General features: G+C 42.2%; 18 protein-coding genes. 8 read left to right on the top strand and 10 right to left on the bottom strand.

The annotated features are described in order from the left end of the window. Positions 1-146 precede the first annotated feature (146 nt). The 5 genes from ACEWB7_RS05685 to aspA form a co-directional block, all read right to left on the bottom strand. Positions 147-1,637: an adenylate/guanylate cyclase domain-containing protein gene (locus tag ACEWB7_RS05685; protein WP_312318221.1), complete on the bottom strand. Its 1,491-nt coding sequence runs from the start codon at positions 1,635-1,637 to the stop codon at positions 147-149. 57 nt (positions 1,638-1,694) lie between these two features. After that, complete coding sequence (locus ACEWB7_RS05680; RefSeq protein WP_004786072.1) at positions 1,695-2,129, bottom strand: HIT domain-containing protein; 435 nt, start codon at positions 2,127-2,129, stop codon at positions 1,695-1,697. Positions 2,130-2,355: 226 nt separating this feature from the next. After that, a complete protein-coding gene (gene mfd / locus ACEWB7_RS05675) occupies positions 2,356-5,817 on the bottom strand; it encodes a transcription-repair coupling factor (protein WP_312318218.1) in 3,462 nt (1,153 codons plus the stop codon). 124 nt (positions 5,818-5,941) lie between these two features. Continuing rightward, positions 5,942-6,301, bottom strand: a complete 360-nt coding sequence (locus tag ACEWB7_RS05670; protein WP_034702570.1) for a hypothetical protein — start codon at positions 6,299-6,301, stop codon at positions 5,942-5,944. A gap of 124 nt (positions 6,302-6,425) precedes the next feature. Next, entirely contained in the window at positions 6,426-7,874 is a 1,449-nt protein-coding gene (gene aspA, locus ACEWB7_RS05665) for an aspartate ammonia-lyase (RefSeq protein WP_411580488.1), read from the bottom strand. 413 nt (positions 7,875-8,287) lie between these two features. On the opposite strand from aspA, the gene putP reads away from it, so the two are divergent. Beyond that, the gene (gene putP / locus ACEWB7_RS05660) at positions 8,288-9,802 is read left to right on the top strand and encodes a sodium/proline symporter PutP (RefSeq protein ID WP_411580486.1); all 1,515 of its coding nucleotides are present in this window, start codon (positions 8,288-8,290) and stop codon (positions 9,800-9,802) included. Positions 9,803-9,858: 56 nt separating this feature from the next. Here putP and ACEWB7_RS05655 read toward each other — a convergent pair whose 3' ends face one another. Beyond that, on the bottom strand, positions 9,859-10,356 hold the full coding sequence (locus tag ACEWB7_RS05655) for an Lrp/AsnC ligand binding domain-containing protein (RefSeq protein ID WP_163166200.1): 498 nt from the start codon (positions 10,354-10,356) through the stop codon (positions 9,859-9,861). A gap of 118 nt (positions 10,357-10,474) precedes the next feature. On the opposite strand from ACEWB7_RS05655, the gene putA reads away from it, so the two are divergent. The 4 genes from putA to ACEWB7_RS05635 all read left to right on the top strand — a co-directional run bounded on the left by putA (position 10,475) and on the right by ACEWB7_RS05635 (position 16,901). Continuing rightward, on the top strand, positions 10,475-14,227 hold the full coding sequence (putA, locus tag ACEWB7_RS05650) for a trifunctional transcriptional regulator/proline dehydrogenase/L-glutamate gamma-semialdehyde dehydrogenase (RefSeq protein ID WP_312318213.1): 3,753 nt from the start codon (positions 10,475-10,477) through the stop codon (positions 14,225-14,227). A 179-nt stretch (positions 14,228-14,406) separates the two neighbouring features. Next, entirely contained in the window at positions 14,407-15,489 is a 1,083-nt protein-coding gene (gene trmA / locus ACEWB7_RS05645) for a tRNA (uridine(54)-C5)-methyltransferase TrmA (protein ID WP_312318211.1), read from the top strand. A 241-nt stretch (positions 15,490-15,730) separates the two neighbouring features. Continuing rightward, positions 15,731-15,955: a hypothetical protein gene (locus ACEWB7_RS05640; RefSeq protein ID WP_004786091.1), complete on the top strand. Its 225-nt coding sequence runs from the start codon at positions 15,731-15,733 to the stop codon at positions 15,953-15,955. Between the two features lie 382 nt (positions 15,956-16,337). Next, positions 16,338-16,901: a lecithin retinol acyltransferase family protein gene (locus tag ACEWB7_RS05635; protein ID WP_180014967.1), complete on the top strand. Its 564-nt coding sequence runs from the start codon at positions 16,338-16,340 to the stop codon at positions 16,899-16,901. Positions 16,902-17,006: 105 nt separating this feature from the next. Here the strand turns inward: ACEWB7_RS05635 and ACEWB7_RS05630 are convergent, their stop codons facing one another. Both ACEWB7_RS05630 and ACEWB7_RS05625 read right to left on the bottom strand, forming a co-directional pair. Beyond that, entirely contained in the window at positions 17,007-17,918 is a 912-nt protein-coding gene (locus tag ACEWB7_RS05630; protein WP_312318205.1) for a bestrophin family protein, read from the bottom strand. 66 nt (positions 17,919-17,984) lie between these two features. Continuing rightward, on the bottom strand, positions 17,985-19,712 hold the full coding sequence (locus ACEWB7_RS05625; RefSeq protein ID WP_312318202.1) for a glutamine--tRNA ligase/YqeY domain fusion protein: 1,728 nt from the start codon (positions 19,710-19,712) through the stop codon (positions 17,985-17,987). Positions 19,713-20,142: 430 nt separating this feature from the next. Between ACEWB7_RS05625 and ACEWB7_RS05620 the strand changes: the two genes are divergently transcribed. Beyond that, the gene (locus ACEWB7_RS05620) at positions 20,143-20,652 is read left to right on the top strand and encodes a peptidylprolyl isomerase (RefSeq protein ID WP_004786097.1); all 510 of its coding nucleotides are present in this window, start codon (positions 20,143-20,145) and stop codon (positions 20,650-20,652) included. Positions 20,653-20,806: 154 nt separating this feature from the next. Continuing rightward, positions 20,807-21,532, top strand: a complete 726-nt coding sequence (locus tag ACEWB7_RS05615) for a UDP-2,3-diacylglucosamine diphosphatase (protein ID WP_291360470.1) — start codon at positions 20,807-20,809, stop codon at positions 21,530-21,532. Positions 21,533-21,569: 37 nt separating this feature from the next. Here the strand turns inward: ACEWB7_RS05615 and ACEWB7_RS05610 are convergent, their stop codons facing one another. Further along, on the bottom strand, positions 21,570-21,788 hold the full coding sequence (locus tag ACEWB7_RS05610) for a hypothetical protein (protein ID WP_004786100.1): 219 nt from the start codon (positions 21,786-21,788) through the stop codon (positions 21,570-21,572). A 652-nt stretch (positions 21,789-22,440) separates the two neighbouring features. Next, a complete protein-coding gene (hpaI, locus tag ACEWB7_RS05605; protein WP_312318196.1) occupies positions 22,441-23,235 on the bottom strand; it encodes a 4-hydroxy-2-oxoheptanedioate aldolase in 795 nt (264 codons plus the stop codon). Positions 23,236-23,480: 245 nt separating this feature from the next. On the opposite strand from hpaI, the gene nfsB reads away from it, so the two are divergent. Then, positions 23,481-24,134 carry an oxygen-insensitive NAD(P)H nitroreductase gene (gene nfsB / locus ACEWB7_RS05600; RefSeq protein ID WP_104426186.1) on the top strand — a complete coding sequence of 218 codons (654 nt, stop codon included), beginning with the start codon at positions 23,481-23,483 and terminating at the stop codon, positions 24,132-24,134. Positions 24,135-24,184: the final 50 nt, after the last annotated feature.

Here is a 24,184-nt window from a genome sequence, read left to right as displayed (position 1 = left end):
ACTTTCAACTTTTGCCAGTGTTGATCTGTCAGCATGGTACGAGGCATAGCGAATAGTAAAATTGGGTTTGGCGATTTGATTTTACTACTTCGCTATTTTTTTAAGCTAAAAGTGTCAACACACCCTATTTATTTAAATCATAAAAATTAGATGACTTTTGATCGTTCAGCTGCTCGAAATGCTTCATCAGTAGATAAAGGCTCAATCACTTCATCTTCAAGTTTTAATTTCACAATTCCTTGAGAGTTGGTCAGTTGCTGCTGGGTTTGAATGCGTTTAATCATTTTCTCCAGCACATGCAGCAACTCTGGGTAATCATAGTTTTGCACTTCATCCAGATTTAACAGTAAATGGAAACCTTTATATTCATAATCAAACCAGCGTTGATATTCAACTTTCTGGAAGGCATATTTTTCCATCACTTGCCAAGTGCGAACCGGCGCCTTAATCCCTTTCAGGAAAATTGGCTCTTTAGGTGCACATAGATAGTCATTTTTGATCAGGTTATGGGTATCTTCAGAAATCAGGATTTCATCAACTTCCGCAGCACTTTGTAAGCGTGCAGCCAGATTGGCATCACGACCAACAATCGTATAGGCCATACGGTGATTGGCGCCATAGTTCCCCACGTGGCAATAACCGGTTGAAATCCCCATACGGATATGTAATGGCGGATAACCCATTTTGATCCAGCGTTCGCGTAACAATTTCATTTGCTGACGCATTGAAATTGCCATTTCCAGACAGTTTTTAGCATCCTGCTCTACACCATCTGAATGCGGATCGCCAAAGAAGATCAGGATGGCATCACCCATAAACTTATCGACTGTTGCTTCATATTTCTTGGCGATTTCAGTCATATGACTTAAATAGTCATTCAGCAGGAAAGCCAGGTCATCCGGAATCAGAGTTTCAGAAAGCTCTGTAAATCCCTGAATATCCGAAAAGAAAATCGTGAGTTTTTTACGTTTGTATTCGATCTTAGCTTCAGATTCGCCTTTCATGATGGATTGCCATAACTGCACTGGCGCATAACGGCTGAGCTGATTGGAGAATTCCATATAACGGTTCATCTGGTCGAAATAATGGTTTTTCTTCTGGGTAATATATTGCATACGACCGCTTTGATAGAAATTTCCAACACCAAAATAAGTAATCAGACAGATGAAACCTAGTACGGTGAGTTCGGTACTGGTTGGACTGAAATAGCTGGTAAATCCAAAAATGCCAATGGTAGACAGATAAAAGATCATCGTGCCAATCAGGCCAGCCAGTGACACCATCATGAATGAAATCTTGTTATTAATGGCAGTATACAGCAATGTGACCACTGCCAGCAGGGACAACACCAGATCCAGATGCACAGCTGCAAGTACAACCGATACGATAATCACATCTAGAACAAAGAAGAAATTACGTTTTAAATTATAGTCGTATTTATAAATCATCCACCGGGATAATTTCGGTGTGATCACTAAGACCAATGCCAGAAATAATGGAACAAAAATCTGGTAATTGGTGTCTGGTTCTGTGTAGTGATAGACGATCAGAACCAGAGACAGCATGATATATCCCATCATCCGATGGAAATATTCAAACTGTTTCGGTTCCTGATGAATCCAGTCGTCTAATTGCACTCAATTACTCTCTTAAAGTCCAGAATCCTGAATGGACCATAAAATGTATATCAACGCTTAGTCCATACGCCAGTCAAATGGCATATCCCCTTGACCGCGTAAAGCTAGCATCAAGGTTTGACGCATATGTGCTAATACTTCACTGCTATAAGGAACTGCTGGAGTACCCCATACCGGCTTAGGCCATGCTACATCGTTTTGATAACGCACCACATGATGAAAATGCAGTTGTGGCACCATATTGCCCAAAGCTGCGACATTCATTTTGTCGGCACGGAATACACGCGCTAACTGGCTAGATAACCAGCTTGATTCACGTAAAAACTGCTCTTGGTCAGCTTGGCTCAATTCATATAACTCGGTAATGCCTGGTACACGCGGAACCAGAATCAACCACGGAAATTGCATATCATTCATCAAACGACATGTTGATAAAGGAAAGTCGCCTACAAAAAACGTATCTTGAGCAAGTTGTGGATGCAAACTAAACATATCTTTATAAATGATGCAAAATTAGAATGATGGCTAATACTACCATATACAATTGCGGCTGAGTATTGTAAGCGGGCGCTTTAGGGCAATTTTGTATGAATTGTGAAGGACAAAACGGCAAACTATTAGCTTAAATAATTTCATAAGAAAACAAGCTAATATTCACACTATATGTATAAAAATGAAATATAGTGTGAATATTCATATTCCATGAAATCTAAAAATATTAATTTAGCTCTTTTAATAGGCTATCCAGTAAATCGCTGATGAACTGGATTCGTTTTTGATAATCTTCTAGCATCACCATCACTTTTAATCGCTGGCCGCCTTCCATCCTGAAATATGTCGGATGTTTCTGCATCATCTGGATAATACTCATAGCCTGAACTGGCGTATCTGGTGCAAACTCGATATGGCCGCCCTGCCCACCGATGTCAATTTTGGTGATGCCCAATTGCTCAGCTTTAAGACGTAGTTGATGCACCGCAAATAACTGTTTCACCGGTTGCGGCGGAATACCAAAACGGTCAATCAGTTCCATACGGATATTATCAAGTTTTTCCTGAGTATCGGTATTACTGATGCGTTTATAAAACAGCAGACGCTGATGTACATCACCCAAATAATCGTCCGGAATCAGGGCTGGCATATGCAGGTTGATTTCTGCAGTTAAAGACAATGGCGCATCAAAATTCGGCGTTTTACCTTTTTGAATCGCTTTAGTTGCCTTTTCCAGCATTTCCATATACAGGCTATAACCGATCGCCTGCATCGAACCACTTTGCTGCTCGCCTAAAAGTTCACCTGCACCGCGAATTTCCAGATCTTCGGTGGCCAGCATAAAGCCCGCACCCAGCGTAGAGGCACGCTGAATTGCTTCCAGCCGTTTTTCTGCATCGCCTTTCAAGGCTTTTAGGGATGGCACTAACAGATAGGCATAAGCCTGGTGATGCGAACGCCCAACCCGACCACGCAACTGGTGTAACTGTGCAAGACCGAGCTTGTCTGCCCGCTCAATGATAATCGTATTGGCATTCGGCACATCAATCCCGGTCTCAATAATAGTCGAGCACACCAGGACATTGTATTCCTTGTGATAGAACTGCTGCATGACCTGCTCAAGCTCACGTTCACGCATTTGCCCATGTGCCACAATGACACGTGCTTCCGGCACCAGATTCCGGATATTTTCTGCAGCACGTTCAATGGTATCGACTTCATTATGCAGGAAATAGACCTGACCACCACGCAGTAATTCACGCAGAATTGCCTCTCGAATGGTGTCGCTGGTATGTTCCTGCACAAAAGTTTTCACAGCCAGACGGCGTGCTGGTGGCGTCGCGATAATCGACAGATCACGCATACCACTAAAGGCCATATTCAGTGTACGTGGAATTGGCGTTGCTGTTAGGGTCAGCATATCAACATCGGCACGCAAAGCCTTAATACGTTCCTTATCACGCACCCCGAAACGGTGTTCTTCATCGACAATCATCAGTCCCAGATTATGGAACTGGACATTTTCCTGTAAAAGCTTATGGGTGCCGATGACAATATCGACTTTGCCATCTGCTAGGTCTTCAATGGTTTTGGTATGAGCTTTAGAAGAGCCGAAACGGGAAAGTACTTCAATACGTACAGGCCAATCTGCAAAACGGTCTTTAAAAGATTCATAATGCTGCTGTGCCAGCAAAGTAGTGGGTACTAATACCGCAACCTGGCGATTATTCTGTACTGCGACAAAGGCTGCACGCATGGCGACTTCAGTTTTACCAAACCCGACATCACCACAGACCAGACGGTCCATTGGTTTGGCCAGTTGCATATCATATAGCGTGGCTTCAATCGCATTGGCCTGATCTGGTGTTTCTTCATAGGCAAAGCCGCTGGCAAACTGCATATACAGACTTTGATCAACTTCAAAACTGATCCCCGGCTTAGATGAACGACGTACCTGGATATGTAATAACTCGGCTGCGACATCATGAATCTGTTCCAAAGCCTTACGTTTGGCTTTATTCCAGGCATCCGTACCCAGTTTATGTAAAGGTGCCAGATCTGGATCACCGCCACTATAGCGGCTGATCAGATGTAGATTAGTCACCGGCACGTAGACTTTGGCACCTTCTGCATAATCCAGTTGCAGAAATTCATGATCCTGATCATCAATACTTAAAGTAATTAAGCCTGCATAACGTCCTACACCATAATCAATGTGTACCACTGGCGCACCAATGCTCAGCTCGGTCAGACTGCGGATCAGGAATTCTTCTGACACTTCCTGCTGACGCTTGCGACGACGTTGAACTACACGATGTTCATAGAGCTGATTTTCCGAGATCACACTGATCCGATTTGTCAGAACCAGACCACGTTCTAATGGTGCACTGGTAATCGCAATCGCATGCAGAGATTCAACAAAAGCATCAAAGTTTTCTACGGTCGGAATATCACCCAGACTTGGACGCAGCGCATCTTTTAAGGTTTCACGCCGACCGGCACTTTCAGCGACCAGTAAAACCGGATGATTGGCCGCATCAATATATTTTTTGACTTCGGTAAAGGGCTTTTCACGTTTTGGATCAACAGGCAAGCGTGGTGGTAACTGGGTATCCAGATTAATCACGCCGGCTTTCTCATCAAAAGCTTCTTGTGCCGCAATGATGCGACTAAACTGATTTAGCTGTTCTAAAAGCTGATTGGTCGGACAGAACAGTGCTTCAGGCGGCAGAATCGGCTGATCAATATTATGGCGGCGATCTTCATAACGGCGAGTTACGTCCTGCCAGAACTGTTCTAAACTCTGCTCCAATGCCTTATCTGTAATGACAATGCCATTCTTTGGTAAATACGAAATCAAGGTACTTTGCCCTTGCATCGCTTCATGACTAAAGAATAAAGGCAGGTAGAACTCAATTCCAGGTGAAGCAATGCCATCCATCACATCCTGATAAATTGGATTTTTCTTTGGATTAGCTGTCGGGAAAAATTCTGCATAACGGTCACGGAAAGTAGCACGACCTTCCTTAAGGGGAAATTCTTGTGCGGGTAATACCGTAAATTGTTCTAGAGTTTGCGTAGTACGCTGGGTTTCCGGATCAAAAAATTTCAGGGTCTCAATTTCGTCATCGAACAGGTCAATCCGGATCGGTGCATCCTGACCTGAAGCATATATATCGATAATGCTACCGCGAACTGCAAATTCACCATGGTCATAAACGGTATCGACCAGATGATAACCAGCCTGAATCAGTTTTTTCTTTTGCTGTTCCAGATCCAGCTTTTGTCCAACTCGAATATCGAAGTGTTCACCCAGCACCCATGAAGTAGGTGCAACACGCTGTGCCAATGTAGAAGCTGCCAGCAACAATACGCCACTTTGAGGCATATTAGATAAAATTGCCAGACGTTCAGAAACGATATCCTGATGCGGTGACAGACGGTCATAAGGCAAAATTTCCCAATCTGGAAATATGGTTGGTTTAATCCCATAAAATTCCAGTTCGCTTTCCAGTTGACCCAAATGCTGGTTATTACGTGCAACAATAACAAATAGGCGCGATTGCTGCTGCTTGATAATTTCTTTCAGCAATAATGCAGTAGACGAGCCTTGCAGATTGCCTAACCAGCGTTTCTCGCCTGCCTTGAGCTTTGTTAAATTAAGTTGGGAAATTTCTTGTTGGAACATGTATATAGCTTTAAAGTCTAAACAACATGAAGCTTATACTATCACGATGATCTGGTGCTATTTCGTTATTTTTATGCAGTCGTTACAGATTGACTGCATAGGATAAAATCAGCCTATGATTCAGTTATTTTTTATCACGTAAAAAGTTACGATAATAGTCATTCAACTTTTTCACAATTGCTTTGAATTGCAGCAGGTTTTCTTCAGTATTTCCTAATCTTGCATTAAAACGCTGATTGGCAATTTCCAGATCAATTTTTTCATTAATGATCATTGCAGTTGAATATAGCGCTTTTAAATCATCAAAAGTTTTCATGCGTCGGTTAGACAAATATTCCAGCCGCTCGCCCAGCTCCTCATTTAAATTAATCCCATCCACAATATAGCCGATCCCTTCTACATATTGGATATGATTCTCTTCCAGAAAAATCTGAGCCGGATCAGGTTTATTTGATTTAAATAAGTTGCTGATTTTATCAAACATGCTATGCACTCAATTCATTGTGTCATCGATATAGTCTAGATGAAAATGCCCCAAACCCACAGACGGGATTTGAGGCAAATGGTTAAAATCAGCACAAATCTATATTCGGCTCATCCTTAAACTTTCAGGATACCTGTTCCCATTGATTCATCATTGGGACTTCTGAAACCAGATTTTCAAAGGCAAAAATTTCATCCAGCTGAATTTCACTTAACAAACCCAGTTCCAGCACCACTTCGGGTACAGTTTTATTTTCACGAATACATTGCTTGCCAATTTCATCACAAGTGGCATGACCTAAAAGTGGTTCCAGTAAGGTGATAATCCCGATACTGCGCATCACTGCATTTAAACAGTTCTGTTCATTGGCCTGAATCCCGGCAATACATTTTTGTTGTAGGGTCTGCATACCTTGAGTTAATAATTGGATGGATTCATTTAAGGATACTGCAATGACCGGCTCCATAACATTAAGCTGTAATTGCCCTGCTTCTGCTGCCATTGTCACAGTCAGGTCATTACCAATCACACGAAACGCAATCTGATTGACTACTTCTGGAATAACCGGATTGACCTTAGCTGGCATGATAGAAGAACCCGCCTGTAATTCTGGCAAACGGATTTCCGCCAGACCGGTACGCGGGCCAGAACTTAAAAGACGCAAGTCATTACAGATTTTGGACAACTTAACAGCCAGACGTTTCAGACTACTGGACAGAATAATAAACACGCCACAATCGCTGGTCGCTTCGACATAATCTTCCGCGCCTTTTAAAGGTAGGCCAGTAATTTTCGCTAAAGTGTGTACTGCATGTTTGGCATAACCATCTGGAGTATTCACGCCGGTTCCAATGGCGGTTGCACCCAAATTTACTTCCAGCAATAACTGACGTATTTGCTCAATCAGCTTCAGGTCTTCTTTTAATAAGGTTGCGAAAGCACGGAATTCCTGTTCCAGGGTCATTGGAACCGCATCCTGTAACTGGGTACGCCCCATCTTGATCACATACTGAAACTCTGATGCCTTGCTATATAAAGTATCAATCAACGATTTTTGTACATGAAGCAGTTCATCCAGACGTGTATAAGTCGCTAGACGTAGTGCCGTGGGATAGACATCATTGGTTGATTGTGAAGTATTCACATGATCATTTGGATGCAGGATATGGTAATCGCCTTTACGATGCCCGAGCAATTCTAGCGCCCGATTTGCAATAACCTCATTCGCATTCATATTGATAGAAGTACCAGCTCCACCCTGATAAGGATCAAGCGGAAATGCCTCCTGCCAGTCCTGAGGTTGATGAATCAATTCATCACAGGCTTGTTGAATAGCACTACTTTGTTGTTCTGATATTTTCTGAAAATGTAAATTCGTTTGTGCTGCTGCTTTTTTAACTTGCGCCAATGCGCGAATAAAGTGTGCTTGCTGACCTACTGCCAGACCTGAGATCTGAAAATTCTCAATCGCACGCAAAGTATGAATACCATAATAGCTGTGCTGGGGAATTTGTTTTTTCCCCAATAAATCCTGTTCAATTCGACTTGATTCTATTTGCAACATATTGTCCATGTCATATTACTCTTAGCAATGATGCACCATTCAGAATGGCATTCATTCACTATGAAGAGAGGCCCTAAAAACAAATAGAAGTGATTTAAGCAGGATTTGAAACAAAATATGTCTAATTCGAGATTGTTGTTATTTTTGTAAAATTGTGTAATTAAAATACAAAAGTTCAATGAATTTAACTGTTTATTAAAATTATTTATTTTTATTCAAAACCATGTGTAACTTTGTATTTTATAACCCTCTACTAATTCTTCATTTATATGAGAAAATTCTTAATTTACATAAAATATACACAAAGGCTGCTCAACTGTTACAGAGTGTAATTTTTAAACCATGTTTGAATCACTGCCCTGTGAATGCAGTTCAAAAATCATCCCGGATGATGATGTTCAAAATTTAAGGATACTCTGCCTATGAGCTCGCTTAACCCAACACTGATTACTTTTATGTTTTATATCGTCGCCATGATTGGGATCGGTTTATATGCCTATCGTGCGACGTCCAATTTTGATGAATATATTCTGGGTGGGCGAAGTCTGGGCAGTGTAGTGACTGCGCTTTCCGCAGGTGCATCCGACATGAGTGGCTGGCTGCTGATGGGCTTACCCGGAGCCATCTATTTTTCCGGTCTGTCAGAAGTCTGGATTGCGATTGGCCTGATTATTGGCGCCTGGCTGAACTGGTTACTGGTAGCTGGCCGTCTGCGTGCCCATACTGAATTTCAGAACAATGCTCTGACCCTGCCTGATTATTTCACCAGCCGTTTTGCGGATAAGAAACGAATCTTACGCTTACTATCAGCCATTGTGATTCTGGTGTTCTTTGCAATTTACTGTGCTTCCGGCATGGTCGCAGGTGCGCGTCTGTTCGAAAGCCTGTTTGGCTGGGATTACACGACAGCACTTTGGCTCGGTGCAGTGGCCACGATTCTGTATGTGTGTATTGGCGGCTTCCTGGCAATCAGTTGGACCGATACCTTTCAGGCTGGCTTAATGATCTTTGCGTTGCTTATTACACCCATCATTACCTATCTGGCATTGGGTGATAACGCTCAACAGGTGGGCACCCTACTGGAAACTGCCCGTCCACATGCATCCAATATGCTGGAAGGCCTAAGTTTTGTCGCGATTATTTCTAGCTTGGCTTGGGGCTTAGGCTATTTTGGTCAGCCACATATTCTGGTGCGCTTTATGGCGGCAGATTCGGTCAAAACTATTCCTACTTCACGCCGGATCGGCATGACCTGGATGATTCTGTGTCTGGTGGGTGCAATGTCGGCGGGCTATATCGGGATTGCTTATTTTGCAGCAAATCCTGACCTTCCTGCTGCTGCAATCGTCAACCAGAATCCTGAAACCGTGTTTATGGAATTGACCAAAATCCTGTTTAACCCTTGGATTGCAGGCATCATATTAGCGGCAATTCTGGCTGCGATTATGAGTACATTGAGCTGCCAGTTACTGGTCTGCTCGACTACCCTGACTGAAGATTTATATAAGGGTTTCCTACGTAAAAATGCTTCGCAAAAAGAACTGATCTGGGTCGGTCGTGGCATGGTGATTGTGATTGCCTTGATTGCAATTTCATTGGCCATCAATCCAAACAGTAAAGTTCTAGGTCTGGTGGCTTATGCCTGGGCTGGCTTTGGTGCTGCCTTTGGTCCACTGATCATTTTCTCATTGTTCTGGAAACGCATGACCCTCAACGGCGCGATTGTCGGAATGGTTGTCGGTGCTGTAACCGTAATTGCCTGGAAAAATTATATGGGTGATACCGGTCTATATGAGATTATTCCAGGTTTTATTCTGGCAGCGCTAAGTATTGTGATTGTGAGTCTATTGGATAAAGCGCCAAACCACGATGTAGTCAATCGTTTTGAACTGGCGAAAGCCGAATATCAAAAAGAAATGGCAGAAATGAAGAAATAGTCTTTCTATTTCAAAAACTAAAAGGGACTTTATGTCCCTTTTGTTTTATCAGCATTTTATACTTTAGCTTTGGCAGGTACTTTCAGCTTGATCTGCTGGGTTTCCTTAATTACTTCCATCACCGGATAACTGCGGGTTTCTTTTACGCCCGGCAACTGCCACAGAATATCTCCGGAAATTTTACGGAATTCATCCATATTCGCACAGCGGATTTTCACTACAAAATCAAAGCCACCACTGATCATATGACATTCCACAATATCCGGAATATGCTGCACTGCTTCAGAAAATTCTTCCAGTACATTCGGTGTAGTTTTATCCAGCAGTATCTCGACAAAAACTACAAAACCGTTATTCAGCTTGACCGGATTCAGACGGGCTTCATAACCGAGAATAAATCCTTCCTTGGTCAATTTCTGCACCCGTGCCAGTACTGCTGTTGGTGACAGGTTCACCATTTCTGCCAGTTTGATATTGGAAATTTTCGATTCAGATTGCAGCAAATCAAGAATACGAATATCTATTCGGTCAAGGCTTACATATGAGCTATTCATTAGAATTATTCTCTAAAAATGATACAAACTATAGTGAGATATTCGTCAATTATTTTGGGATTATAGATTAAAACTCATTCAACTCAAAGAACCGTTTGACGCAGTACAGGAAGTCACTATGTCCACCATCCTACGCCCAAATTCGCACTCGAATGCCCTACAGCAATCGAATTATATTGCTGAATTTAAGGATAAAAATGAATATGAACAGCGCATTAATTCTGCATGGCGACGTGCAGAATCCGAGTGCGTGGAAACCCTGCTGGAACATAGTGAAATTTCCTCTGAACTGACGGACAAAATCCAAAGCCTGGCTTTTGATCTGGCGCATTCCTTGCGTGAACGTAAAGGTTCAGGTGGCAAGGCCGGCATTGTGCAAGGGCTATTACAGGAATTTTCGCTGTCTTCTCAGGAAGGTATCGCATTGATGTGTCTGGCAGAAGCTTTGCTGCGTATTCCGGATACGGCGACCCGCGACCTGTTAATTCGTGACAAGATCAATCAGGGCAACTGGAAAGAACATCTTGGGCAAAGCCAGCTGATGTTTGTCAATGCTGCGGCCTGGGGACTGATGCTGACCGGAAAGCTGATGGAAACCCCACAACAGAAAAGCCTGTCAAATCTGTTAACTGGCCTTTTGGCACGCAGTGGCCGTGGCATTATCCGCAAGGCGGTCGATGTGGCGATGCGTATGATGGGCGAACAGTTTGTGACTGGCGAAACCATTGATGAAGCCCTGAAAAATGCTGAACGTCTAGAAGAAAAAGGGTTCCAATATTCTTATGACATGCTCGGCGAAGCAGCGCTGACCGATCCGGATGCAGAACGCTATTATCAAGATTATCAGGATGCGATTCATGCCATCGGCAAGGCATCAACAGATAAGGATGTTTATAACGGTCCCGGTATTTCCATCAAACTGTCTGCACTGCATCCACGTTATCAGCGCTCGCAAATGGATCGCGTGAATGATGAACTGTATAGCAAAGTTCTGAATCTGGCAGTTCTGGCGAAAAACTATAATATCGGCCTGAATATTGATGCCGAAGAAACTGAGCGTTTGGAAATTTCCCTAGAGCTTTTAGAACGCTTGTGTTTTGAACCTGAACTCAATAACTGGAAAGGCATCGGTTTTGTGATTCAAGCCTACCAGAAACGCTGCTTCTATGTAGTGGATTATATTATCGATCTGGCTAAACGCAGCCAGAAACGCCTGATGATCCGTCTGGTCAAAGGTGCGTATTGGGACAGCGAGATCAAAAAAGCCCAGATCGAAGGTATGGCGGATTATCCGGTATTTACCCGCAAGGTACATACTGACCTGTCCTATATTGCCTGCGCACGTAAACTGCTGGCAGAACCCGATTATATCTACCCGCAATTTGCTACTCACAATGCACAGACTGTGGCCACCATTTACCAACTTGCCAACCCGGAACGTTACTATGCCGGTCAATACGAGTTCCAGTGCCTGCACGGCATGGGTGAACCGCTATATGAAAATGTGGTCGGTGACAAAGCGGCTGGTAAGCTCGGCATTCCATGTCGTATCTATGCCCCGGTCGGCAATCATGAAACCCTATTGGCCTATCTGGTACGCCGTCTGCTGGAAAATGGTGCCAATACTTCTTTCGTGAACCGGATCGCGGACAAGAGCTTAAAAGTTGAAGATCTGATCGAAAATCCTCGTCAGACAATTATAAAGACCGCTCAACAAGAAAATGTATTGGGTGCCAAACATCCTCATATTCCCTATCCTCAAGATCTTTATGGCACACGTATCAATTCATCTGGACTAGATCTAGCCAATGACGCGGAACTCAGTGTTTTAAATGAAGTTGCAGCAAGTCTGGCTAATACCCAGTTCCAGGCAGCAGCAATGGGCACAGCTTTTTCAGAGCCAGATACAAGTAATACTGTACACGTAATCAATCCAGCCCAGCATCAGGATATCGTCGGTACCGTTTATGAAGCAACGACTGAACAGGCAGAAATTGCCCTGATCCAAGCTGCCAATGCACAACATTTCTGGGCCAATCTGCCAAAGAATGAACGTGCCGCCTGTCTGAATAAAGCCGCCGAGCTGATGCAGCAACGCCTGCTGCCCCTGATGGTTCTGCTATCGCGTGAAGCTGGTAAAACCTATGCCAATGCCATTGCTGAAGTACGTGAAGCGATTGACTTCCTGCGTTATTATGCTGGCCAGATGTCAGATTTACCTGGCAATGTCCATATCCAGCCTTTAGGTACCGTACTGTGTATCAGCCCTTGGAACTTCCCGCTGGCGATTTTCACCGGCCAGATTTCTGCGGCATTAGTAGCGGGCAATACTGTGATTGCCAAACCGGCTGAGCAGACCCCGCTAATTGCTGCCCAAGCTGTACAAATTCTCTGGGAAGCTGGCATTCCACAAGATGTATTGCAACTGTTGCCCGGCCGTGGTGAAACCATTGGTGCCCAGCTGAGCCAAGACTCCCGCATTCAAGGCATCATGTTTACCGGTTCTACCGAAGTAGCAAAAATTCTGCAAAGAACTGTAGCCAAACGGTTAAACCAGTTTGGTGAAAGTGTAACCCTGATTGCCGAAACTGGTGGCCAGAATGCCATGATTGTGGATTCATCTGCATTGACCGAACAGGTAGTGCTGGATGTGGTCAACTCTGCTTATGATAGTGCTGGTCAGCGTTGTTCCGCCCTGCGTGTATTGTGTGTACAGGAAGATAATCTGGACACTGTACGCCATATGTTAAAAGGTGCCATGCAGCAGTTGCGTGTTGGCAATCCAGTTCTGCTCAAAACTGATATTGGTCCGGTCATTGATGCCGAAGCCCAGCAGAACATTCAGAAGCATATTGATCAGATGCGCAGCAAAGGCCATAAAGTCCATCAATTGATGTTTAATCAGGATGCTTCTGAACTGGCTCAAGGCACCTTCATTCCGCCTACTTTAATTGAACTGCCAAACCTGAATGATCTGGAACGTGAAGTTTTTGGTCCGGTGTTACATTTGATTAGCTATAAAGCTGGCCAACTGCCACAGTTGCTAGATCAGATCAACAGTAAGGGTTATGGCCTGACTATGGGACTACATACCCGGATCGATGAAACCATGCAGACTGTGATCTCGAAAGCACATGTCGGCAACCTGTATATTAACCGTAATATTGTCGGTGCAGTCGTTGGGGTACAGCCCTTTGGTGGTGAAGGTCTATCCGGCACTGGTCCAAAAGCCGGTGGTCCACTTTATATTTACCGTTTAATGCATCAGGTATCTGAGAAAAAGTTAGCTCAACCTTATGCGATGAATTCTGCTCAGACAACGCTTGAAAATCCATTGCTACAGGAATTTAAAGCCTGGGTATATAAAACTTTCCCAAGTATTTCCTTAACCACTCCAGCTAAAATCACAACTGGGCACAGCTTTAGCCTGCAAGGTCCAACAGGTGAAGAAAACCAGTACATGATCTTGCCGCGTGAGAGTGTGCTCTCTCTAGCAGACAATGATGTAGATCAGATTCAGCAAATCTTGGCAATTTTATCGGTGGGTAGCCGCCCAGCTGTACTGGCAGACAATACTTTTATACTCAAGTATCTGCAAAGTATGCCCGCGAGTGTGGTGAAAGCCATTAAAGTTATCAAGGATATTGAATCAGGTGATTTTGAGGCTGTACTGCATCATGGCGAGACCTCTGCATTGATGGATTTGCAGCAACGTATCGCAAGACGACAAGGATCAATTGTAGGTATCACGCATTTAAGCTCTGGAAATTATGATATTCCAGTCGAACGTTTCGTAATTGAACGTGCAATCAGTATCAATACCGCAGCTGCAGGTGGCAATGCCAGCCTCATGACCATGTCAGACCTGTAAAAAGCTTTAGTACTGAGATTATTTTAATTCCTTTCCTCTTACGGCCAAATCTCTCCCCTTTGCAGATTTGGCCTTTTTTTAACTGCTTTTCAAGCCTGTTTCCCTGAATAGTCTTAGGCAGAACAGCAATTTTTTGCTACCATCTTGGCTTTCAAAATATTTGCGATTTTTTACTGCATATGACCTCATCTTATCAGCAACAACTGGATGCCAAAGTTGAACGCATTAGCGCGCAATTTGCCGAATATCAACCACCTGCCCTTGAAGTATTTGAGTCGCCTGAACAGTACTATCGCATGCGTGCTGAATTCCGGATCTGGCATACTGAAGATGACCTGTTCTATGCCATGTTTGAGCGTGATGAGAACAATAACAAAAAAGTGATCCGTATTGATGAATTCCCTGTGGCTGACCGCAGTATTAATGACTTAATGCCGCAATTGCTAGAAGCTTTCAAAGCCGATGCAACTCTGGGCCATCGCCTATTTGAAGTCCACTTTCTAGCAACACTCAAAGGTGAAGTACTGGTTTCCCTGATCTATCACCGCAAGCTGGATGAAAGCTGGGAACCTGCAGCTAAAGCACTGGCTGAAAAATTGAAGATCAAGCTGATTGGTCGTAGCCGTGGCCAGAAATTTGTCTTGAGCGATGAGTTTGTCGTAGAAGAACTCACTGTATTTGACCGTAAATATCAGTACAAACAGATCGAAAGCAGCTTCACCCAGCCGAATGCGCAAGTCTGCCAGAAAATGCTGGAATGGGCATGTAATGCCGCGCAGCAATCTGATAAAGATCTCTTAGAGCTGTATTGTGGCAATGGTAACTTTACCCTGCCACTCTCCACCCGCTTCCGTCGTGCATTGGCGACTGAATTGGCCAAGTCATCTGTCTATGCAGCTGAATGGAATATCGAACAGAACGGTATCGACAATATTCAGGTAGCACGTCTATCTGCTGAAGAATTTACGCAAGCTTTTAATGGTGAACGTACTTTCCGCCGTCTGCAAGAAGCCAATATTGATCTGTCAACTTATGACTTTGATACGGTATTTGTTGATCCGCCACGTGCAGGGATCGATGATGAAACACTGAAACTGCTACAGCGCTTTGAACGAATCATCTACATTTCTTGCAATCCGGACACATTATATGACAATCTGAAACAACTTTCCCAAACCCATAAAATTACCAAGTTTGCCCTGTTCGACCAGTTCCCTTATACCCACCATGTAGAGTCAGGCGTACTGCTGGAAAAACGCTAAAAATATTGTTTCAATTTATTTTTTTGTTACATAAATGGAGCTTTTGTTAGCTCTATTTTTATACATAAAATTAGTAACTTATGCATGAATTATCTTGTTTCAATCAAATAATATCGTTCAAAATGTCTTCTGCAATCGAAAATTTGAAATACTGACTGCTGCTTTTATCACATAGGTCCTATTGCTTTATTTATTAAATTGGATATATTTCACCCTATGTTAGGTTGTGTATGAAGGCTCTATGAGTTTCTGGCAGAAGTTGTTTTCAGATGAACAACAAAATGAACACAAGAACCAGATTGCTTGTGTTGAAAATGATTGCTCTTGCAAGACAAATGAACAGCTCCTTGAAGCACTGTCTAAAGCAACTGATGAAGATATCATTATCGGAATCAAAAAAGTTCTAGCTTCTCGCGGTTATAGCCGTAAAGAACTCAATGAACTTCAACACCTGCCGCTGCAATAAGCAGCTTAGGTCTTGATAAAAAGCATTTGCGTACGCCAATGCTTTTTTTATATCTATCATTTGGATTTTTGCCTACTCCTCTTTGCTCTTCATTAGATGGAACCTACTCCTTATATCTAAATCTAAGTGCCTATATCTTTATTTCTTTTCAAATATGCAGATAAATGACTTTTCATATTTGCTTAGGCTATTTAGGCATTATAATTGTAGATCGGTCCAAATCAGTTCACATACAGCATTTATAAGGTTCGAGAAATTTAAGGATGACTGTCTAGACAACGAATTCTGAATAGAATTAAGTCCTAAAACATCGATTAATTCACAAAAAAACAGTACACTTGCTGTTTAAAATACACTTGTTATTAAATGGCTTAATCTTTACATGCAGCGAACTAAACGGTTTCCCATAGGTGCGCATCTTATGGTTAAACATTTCGGTTATACTCATCACGGGATTTATGCCGGGCGTGGTCGTGTCATCCACTACTCCGGTTTTGCACATTTATTTAAGAAGCATCCAATTGAAATTACCTCAATTGAGAAATTCAGTAACGGCAAACCGATTCAGATCCAGTACTATGCTTCAGCAAAATACAAAGGCCGTAAAGTGGTTCGTCGTATGCGTTCCAGAATGCATGAAAATAACTATCACTTGATTATCAATAATTGTGAACATCTCTGTACTTGGGCAATCACTGGTGTAGAAAGCAGCCCACAAGTCATTCAGATGATGAATCGCCTAACGACGATCGGTTATATCAGCTCCATGATGAGCTTTATGAATAGCCTTTTCCTGACCTTGACGACCACCTGTTTCGCCCTAGCTCTCTATATCAAGAAAAAGCTACGTGACAAGGCTAAACAACGTTTAGAGCAATATCGTGAGCTACATGAGCAGGTTAAAAACAATAGCTCAGATCTTGGCAATCATTTAAAACATCGTTAAGGTTTTAGTTTCTTGCTATTAAATTTTTTAAGACAGCTATTTAAAATAAGATGACTTTCATTTGATTTATTTAATAATTAACTTTTCAATAAAACCTGTTCAAACCTAAGTTAAATAAGCTTTTTGAGCTTTAATTGCTTCAGGTAATTCTTGTCCTAAAGAACTCAGGGTTTCACGTTCGATCAATCTCACAATAGAATCTAAAGGCAGATCATTATCCTGAAATCCGAAAGGCTCTTCCAGTTCCGCACTCAGTTCATCTAGCCCTAACAACATATAGGCAATCAGGCCAACTAGAATCGGTGTCCATAAACCAAGACTGGCTTCCAGACTAAATGGCAGGATAAAACAGAAAGAATAAACAGCACGATGCAATAGCACTGAATAGGAAAATGGTAACGGCGTCGACAAGATCCGGTCACAACCCGCCTGTATATCACCCAAAGCCACTGTATGCTGATTCAAATTGTTATAAATAATGTCTGTGATTTTGCCCTGTTTATAGAGCAAAACCAAATCTTTCTGGATCTGTTCCAGTACCCATTGTGATGCATTGATATACGTGGACAATTGTTCAAATGCAGCAGCATCAAAACCAGTGTGCGCCTGGTAATGCTGAATACTTTGCTGTTGCTGTCTTAAACGGTCACGTAATAAGTGAGTAAACAGCATCATACGATACAGCAAGATTTCACGTGACTGATCATCAAGGACGTAAGTATCACGACATAAATGACGTGTGGTAGCAATCAGCGCTCCCCACAGCTTGCGCCCTTCCCACCAACGGTCATAACAGGCAGTGTTACGAAAGCTGAGAAAAATCGACAGAATCACCCCGAAGATGGTAAAGCCAATGGCTGGTACTGCAGGAAAGCTAAAAAAATGCGCCTGACGCAGATAGACCAGCAAGCCTGAAAGAAAAATTACCAACCCCAAGGCAGGCAGAACTTTAGGCAAAATTGTGCCATGCCATGCAAACAGCAGACTAAAGCTATTACTTTTATCACGAACAATCATTCATTCTTTCCTGCCACGATTGAAAAAGCCCAACCGGAGTTGGGCTTTTTAGGGATTTAGCTTAAATTATTTGCCAGGTTTAAAGCTGTCTTTCAAATCTAGAATACGGTTGAACACTGGTTTGTCGCTTGAATGATCATATTGATCCGCTACGAAATAGCCTTCACGTTCAAACTGGAAACGATCTTCCGGTTTTGCCTCAGCCAGCGCAGGCTCAATAACTGCTTGAACCACTTTCAATGATTCAGGGTTCAGATTCGCCAGGAAGTCATCACCAGTTTCTGGATCAGATTCAGTGAACAGACGATCGTAAATGCGAACTTCGGCAGGAATACCTTTGGTTGCAGATACCCAGTGAACTACACCTTTTACTTTACGGCCTTCAGGATTTTTACCTAAAGTTTCAGGATCGATTGAGCATTTCAATTCAACCACTTCACCGTTCGCATCTTTAATCACTTCATCACATTTGATGACATAAGCATGACGAAGACGCACTTCCCCACTCGGGATTAGGCGTTTGAAGCCTTTAGGTGGCTCTTCTTCAAAGTCTTTATGGTCGATATAGATTTCTGAAGTGAGCGGAATAATACGTTCGCCCATATCCACGTTTGGATGGCGTGAATGAGTCAGATCCATATCCGCTGGCAAATTGGTCAAAGTTACTTTCAGTGGATTCAATACTGCCATACCGCGAGCTGCAGTATTTTCTAAAGATTGACGGATGCAATATTCAAGCATTGCTACATCAACGATACTACCATCGACTTTAGATACTCCTACACGCTTACAGAAATCACGCAGACCTTCAGGCGTGAAACCACGACGGCGCATACCGACAACAGTCGGCATACGTGGATCATCCCACCCGTTAACATAACCGCCTTCAACCAGCTTGCGCAGCTTACGTTTAGAAGTGATGGTGTAATCAACATTCAGACGGCTAGATTCGTATTGACGTGGAACTGATGGCGATTTAACTTTTTCCACCACCCAGTCGTAGAATGGACGGTGATCCTGGAATTCCAGTGTACAAAGTGAATGCGTAATGCCTTCAATCGCATCTGATAATGGATGCGCATAGTCGTACATTGGATAAATTTTCCATTTATCGCCAGTCTGGTGATGCGCAGTATGCAGAATACGATACAGGATTGGATCACGCATATGCACATTTGGAGAATTCATATCAATCTTGGCACGCAATACCGCTTCGCCTTCAGCATATTCACCAATGCGCATTTTCTCGAAACGCTCAAGGTTTTCTTCCACAGTCGCATCGCGTTGTGGCGAGTTTTTACCTGGCTCTACGAAGTTACCGCGGTTCAGCTTGATCTCTTCCGGAGTTTGCAGATCCACATAGGCATCGCCCTGTTCAATCAGTTGAATTGCCCATGCATATAACTGGTCAAAATAACTTGATGCATAGCGTGGTTCACCATTCCACTGGAAGCCCAGCCATTTCACATCATTGGCAATACCATCCACATATTCCTGCTCTTCTGCATCCGGGTTGGTATCATCAAAACGCAGGTTGCACAGGCCATCAAATTCTTCAGCAATACCGAAATTCAGGCAGATCGCTTTTACATGACCAATATGCAAATAACCATTTGGTTCAGGCGGGAAACGGGTGACCACTTGCTGGGTACGGCCAGCCGCTAGATCGTCAGTAATCACCTGACGTACAAAGTCTAAGCCTGGTTGTTGTTCCTGCTGCTGCGCTGAATCGACTGCATTCTTATTTTGGGTCGGGTTGTCGGGCAGAGACGTCACAACATCATTTGGCTTCATGATTAATCATTCACTTCTAAAGTTAAAAAGGGATTAATGAATATGCAGTAGCTCACGCGGTCTAACTGTATTCACTAAATAAAGGTTCTTTAGTTTAACTATAGGTGAATGATCTCTCAACCGTTAACTTAGGTATTTGATTTCAATTCGTTCATTTTCAAATTGGAAAATACAATAGCTTACCAAATCGTAAAATATCCGCTTTTGACTGAGCCAGCAGATCAGTGCATGCTCTTAAGGTCAGACAAGCTTTATGAATACGAATGATCTCGAAGAAATGACTTTGTAAATCAATGCATAAATAAGATACGATTTTTATGTTTTTAACAAAGAAAATTATGTTTTTGCTTGCCTTGTCGATTGTAGTTTGCTTATGCTTCCTTCATTCAGAAAAAACCATGGCATTAGTCCATGATTAGGAGATTACACAATGAGTTTTCCTCAAGTCGAATTAAACACCAATAAAGGTCGTATTGTTCTTGAATTAAATGCTGAAAAAGCACCTAAAACAGTAGCTAACTTCTTGCAATATGTACGTGACGGTTTTTATGACGGCGTAATTTTCCACCGCGTTATTGATGGTTTCATGATCCAAGGCGGCGGCATGGATGAAAACTTCAAAGAAAAAGCAACGCGTGATGCGATTGAAAACGAAGCTGACAACGGTTTAAGCAACGATGTAGGTACCATTGCAATGGCACGCACTCAAGCACCTCACTCTGCTTCTGCTCAGTTCTTCATTAACGTGAAAAACAACTCTTTCCTTAACCACACTGGCAAAACTGCACAAGGTTGGGGTTATGCCGTATTTGGTAAAGTGGTTGAAGGTATGGACGTTGTTGATGCAATCAAAGGCGTTCGTACTGGCAACCGTGGCTATCACGCTGACGTTCCTCTAGAGAACGTTGTGATCGAATCTGCAAAAATCATTTCTGAGTAATTTTAAATCCTCCCTAACCCTCCTTTAATAAAGGAGGGAACCACCATTTTTAAAGATGGTTTTTCTCCTCCCTGAGTAAGTTTTAAAACATTGCTTTTAAAACGAAGCGCAAGAAAGGGAGGTCGGGAGGGATTAAAAAATAAGGAAAAGATTCGTGACCTATCTGTTTATCTCAGATTTACATTTGTCACCTGATCACCCTCGACTCGTTCGGGGGTTTTTAGATTTATTGGCAGCTTATCAGCATAAAAATACCCAACTGTATATTTTGGGCGACTGGTTCAATGCCTGGATTGGAGATGACTACACTGCTCCCTGGCTGGATGAAATCGTCAGTGCTTTAAAACAGTTTAATCAAGCCGGCAATCAGATCTATTTTCTCATCGGTAACCGTGACTTTGCCTTAGGCCAAGATTTTCTGGATCAATTTTCCGGACAGCTTTTACCTGAAATGACCAGCTTAAATATAGGTTCACTCCGATATCGGATCGAACATGGTGATGCACTCTGTACCGATGATGTTTCCTATCAGCGTTTTAGAAAAGTCATCCGTCATCCCTGGATGTTAAGCTTTTTAAGAAAAATGCCTTTAAGTTTCCGTACCAGACTCGCTAATGGTTTCCGCAAGAAAAGCCATGAAGCACAGCAATTGAAAAGCTATGAAGTTATGGATGTAAACCCATCTGCGGTAGAAGCAGCACTCAAAGAAGCAGATGCGCTGATTCATGGACATACTCACCGCGCTGCAATCCATGATGTAAATGGTAAAAAAAGAATTGTTTTAGGAGATTGGAAAGCTGATTATGCTGAGATTTTAGAGCTGAGCAGCTCTGATATTGATATTCATAACATTCAGCTAAAAATCTGGTATTACCCATAAAAAAAGCAACTGCGAGCAGTTGCTTTTTATATTTTATTTAACTTAAACGGTATAACTGGTTAAAACCAGTATAGAAACTTTTACCATCCAGATTAAATGGATATTGTTCACCATTTTCAAGTTCAATCATCTTGCCCACATTGACCATAATCATACCATTGATGGTATTTTGCTGACGTTGCATTGGTACAACTTTGACTTGAATTTCACAACCATTAATGGCGGTCGCGATAGACCATGTATTTAAATTTTTCAAAATATTCACTCATAATATGAGCTTTTTGTGATTAAACAAGGAGAGCTATAGACTAAAAATAAATCTTATTTCTGGGTTTGCTAGAGTTTTTTTAACAGGAAAACCTGTCTTTCGTGTATCACAATCAGCTAAAAATAAACCGGCGAAAACAGTATTCGCTTTAAAGTAATTATCTTATAACTCTTTTTTGACCAAATAGCAAAATTACATTGTAATGACATATGTCAAGAGTAGTATTTTTCAGATGCTTTTTCGCCTATCTGAATGTCCAGTAAAGAAGTATTTCAACATATAAAACAAACCGATCAACATCATGATACTAAAGCCAGAGATCAAATCACCTGAATCAAGAAAGTTTAAAACTGCCAGATATCCACTAAGCAATGTATAAGTCAGCATTAAAGACGAATAAGATACGTTGCCCTAAATGATAACGTTGTTGTTTTTTTGCTCATGGATCTGTTTTTGCTGCTCAAAAAATACATCAATTTCTTCTGGTTTCATTTTACAATCCCACCCATCTTATTTTTTAAACTACTATAGCTAAAGTAAATAAAAAAGCTCTGACAAATCAGAGCTTTTATAAAATATCTTCTATGTAAGTAATCAATATTGAGAAACCACAATTTACGACTCTCTGATATTTTTATAATCAATAACCGCCTTCTGACTTGATGACTTCAGCATCAGGTTTATATTTTACCAAAAGTTCACGAAGCGAATTCATCAGAACACTGGTATCAACACCTACTGCAACGAACTCAGTTCCAAGCTCCAGATATTTCTGAGTAGCTTCATGCTGAGTCGATAAAATTCCAGCAGCCTTACCTGATGCACGAATCCGCTGAATAGCGTCTACTACTGCTTTTTGTACTTCAGGATGGTTCGGATTCCCCTGATAGCCCATAGTCGCTGAAAGATCTACCGCTCCAATAAATACACCATCAATCCCCTCAATCTTGAGGATTTCATCCAGATTTTCCAGACCTGTCACCGATTCAATCTGAATTAACAAACAGATATTTTCATGAGCAGTCTGGTAATAATTCGGGATACTGTTCCAGCGAGTCGCACGTGCCAGTGCAGCGCCCACGCCACGAATTCCTTCTGGGGGATAGCGGACTGCTTTGACCATTAATTCGGCCTGCTCCACAGTTTCTACCATAGGAATCAATAAGGTCTGTGCGCCAATATCGAGTAACTGCTTGATCAGTTGTACACTGCCGATTGGTGGGCGTACTACAGCTTGAGATGGATAAGCAGCGATACTCTGTAATTGAGAGAGCGTTGTTCTTAAATCGCTTGGGGCATGCTCACCATCAATCAAGAGCCAGTCATAGCCCGCATTTGCCGCAATTTCTGTTCCATACGCGTCAGCCAGTCCGACCCACAAGCCAATTTGCTGCTGCGTCTTTAATTTACGTTTAAAGTAATTGGTATATTGCATCGGCCCACCTATCTTGCATGCTATTGCCTGAAGTTCTTATTAAACTCCTGTTACCAGAAACTGCCAATATACAAAAGCTTGCTTTTTATCTGATTTAACTCTTAGTTTTTCATAAAATTTCACTCAAGATTATATAAATATAGACTTTGCCGATGATGTTTTTATTGTAATAATCTTTTGATGAGAAAAATCTAGATGCCTAAAGCATATTTCTAAACGCCTTATCAAAAGATTGGAGTCCATCAATGGATTTACTCAAGATCGCTCAAACCCGTTATACCACTAAAGCTTATGACCCTAACAAGAAGGTTCCAGCAGAACAATTTGAACGTTTATTAGAAATCTTACGCCTGACGCCATCTTCGATTAATATCCAGCCCTGGCATTTTTTTATTGCCGACAATGATGCCGCTAAACAGCGTATTGCCAAAGCACTAGTTGGAACTTATGCCTACAATGCACCCAAAGTGCTGGATTCTTCACATACCATTTTATTTTGTACCAAAGCCGATATTGACGAGTTACATCTAAACAACCTGTTAAATCGTGATGATCTCAGTGGTCGTTTTAAAGATGAGAGCGCCAAAGAAGGTCAAAAGAATACCCGTACCGGCTATGTACATTATTATCGTAATGAAAAAGGCGATATTCAGCGCTGGGCAGAAAACCAGACCTTTATTGCATTGGGACAGATCTTACTGGCTGCAGGAAGTGAAGGTATTGATGCCACACCGATTGGTGGTTTTGATGAAGACATTCTGAGTGAGGAATTACAGTTAGCTGAACAAGGCCTGATTCCATCAGTACTGCTTACTTTAGGTTATCGCAGTGAAAACGATTTCAATGCAAAACTTCCTAAATCTCGTCTGCAAGCCGAAGATATTTTCACCAAACTGTAAGCATTTTATGTTATAAAAGGGGCCTAGTGCCCCTTTTCTTGTCAATTTGG

It is taken from the genome of Acinetobacter sp. NIOH-H-8, from assembly GCF_046635365.1.
Classification (GTDB): Bacteria; Pseudomonadota; Gammaproteobacteria; order Pseudomonadales; family Moraxellaceae; genus Acinetobacter.
Note: the sequence above shows the minus strand (reverse complement) of the source record. Positions and strands in the feature narration are given on the sequence as shown.

Coding starts and splice junctions, on each gene's coding strand:
- ACEWB7_RS05680 (WP_004786072.1), bottom strand. CDS start 2,129: ATGTTTAGTTTGCATCCACAACTTGCTCAAGATACGTTTTTTGTAGGC.
- mfd (WP_312318218.1), bottom strand. CDS start 5,817: ATGTTCCAACAAGAAATTTCCCAACTTAATTTAACAAAGCTCAAGGCA.
- ACEWB7_RS05670 (WP_034702570.1), bottom strand. CDS start 6,301: ATGTTTGATAAAATCAGCAACTTATTTAAATCAAATAAACCTGATCCG.
- aspA (WP_411580488.1), bottom strand. CDS start 7,874: ATGGACAATATGTTGCAAATAGAATCAAGTCGAATTGAACAGGATTTA.
- putP (WP_411580486.1), top strand. CDS start 8,288: ATGAGCTCGCTTAACCCAACACTGATTACTTTTATGTTTTATATCGTC.
- ACEWB7_RS05655 (WP_163166200.1), bottom strand. CDS start 10,356: ATGAATAGCTCATATGTAAGCCTTGACCGAATAGATATTCGTATTCTT.
- putA (WP_312318213.1), top strand. CDS start 10,475: ATGTCCACCATCCTACGCCCAAATTCGCACTCGAATGCCCTACAGCAA.
- trmA (WP_312318211.1), top strand. CDS start 14,407: ATGACCTCATCTTATCAGCAACAACTGGATGCCAAAGTTGAACGCATT.
- ACEWB7_RS05640 (WP_004786091.1), top strand. CDS start 15,731: ATGAGTTTCTGGCAGAAGTTGTTTTCAGATGAACAACAAAATGAACAC.
- ACEWB7_RS05635 (WP_180014967.1), top strand. CDS start 16,338: ATGCAGCGAACTAAACGGTTTCCCATAGGTGCGCATCTTATGGTTAAA.
- ACEWB7_RS05630 (WP_312318205.1), bottom strand. CDS start 17,918: ATGATTGTTCGTGATAAAAGTAATAGCTTTAGTCTGCTGTTTGCATGG.
- ACEWB7_RS05625 (WP_312318202.1), bottom strand. CDS start 19,712: ATGAAGCCAAATGATGTTGTGACGTCTCTGCCCGACAACCCGACCCAA.
- ACEWB7_RS05620 (WP_004786097.1), top strand. CDS start 20,143: ATGAGTTTTCCTCAAGTCGAATTAAACACCAATAAAGGTCGTATTGTT.
- hpaI (WP_312318196.1), bottom strand. CDS start 23,235: ATGCAATATACCAATTACTTTAAACGTAAATTAAAGACGCAGCAGCAA.
- nfsB (WP_104426186.1), top strand. CDS start 23,481: ATGGATTTACTCAAGATCGCTCAAACCCGTTATACCACTAAAGCTTAT.